This is a genomic window from Neobacillus paridis (genome assembly GCF_016765675.1).
Classification (GTDB): Bacteria; Bacillota; Bacilli; order Bacillales; family Cytobacillaceae; genus Neobacillus; species Neobacillus paridis.
This window is the reverse complement of sequence record NZ_JAESWB010000410.1, coordinates 1-652: the sequence shown is the minus strand read 5'-3', so window position 1 is coordinate 652 and position 652 is coordinate 1. Positions and strand designations below refer to the sequence as shown.

1 protein-coding gene is annotated in these 652 nt (G+C 68.3%); it reads left to right on the top strand.

Going from position 1 to position 652, the window contains the following annotated elements:
- A partial coding sequence (locus JK635_RS29390) for an ABC transporter ATP-binding protein (RefSeq protein WP_202656456.1) occupies positions 1 to 634 on the top strand: 634 nt, incomplete at its 5' end.
- Positions 635 to 652: the final 18 nt, after the last annotated feature.

Sequence of the window (652 nt, the reverse complement as noted above, 5' to 3'; positions counted from 1 at the left end):
GACTTCGGGCCGGGTCACGCTGGATGGCAAGGAAATCACCGGGCCGGGGCCGGACCGCGGCGTGATGTTCCAGGAATACGGCGTCTTTCCCTGGCTGACGGTGGAACAGAACATCGCCTTTGGCCTGGGCCTGAAAGCCAACAGCGGCAAGGCCAGCGCCGAGGAGCGGCGCGCCATCGTGGAGCGCTACCTGAAGCTGATGGGCCTGGCCGACTTCCGCAAGGCCTATCCCAAGACGCTCTCGGGCGGCATGCGGCAGCGCCTGGCGCTGGCCCGGGCCTACGCGGTGCATCCGGAGTTCGTGCTGATGGACGAACCCTTCGGCGCGCTCGACGCCCAGACCCGCAGCGCCATGCACGACCTGCTGCTGGACGTGCTGCATGCCGAGGGCAAGACCGTGATGCTGATCACCCATTCGGTGGAGGAAGCGGTCTATCTCGCCAGCCGGGTGCTGGTGATCTCGGCCCGGCCGTCGCGCATCCGCGAGGTGATCGACATCCCCTTTCCCTATCCGCGCCGGCGGGCCTTGCAGGAAACGCCGGAATTCAATGCGCTGCGCGCCCGCATCCACGACTCGGTGATGCTGGAGTACGCCGCCCAGGAAGCCCAGGCGCGCAGCCGCGCCGCCGGCTGACGCCCCATCCTTCGACCT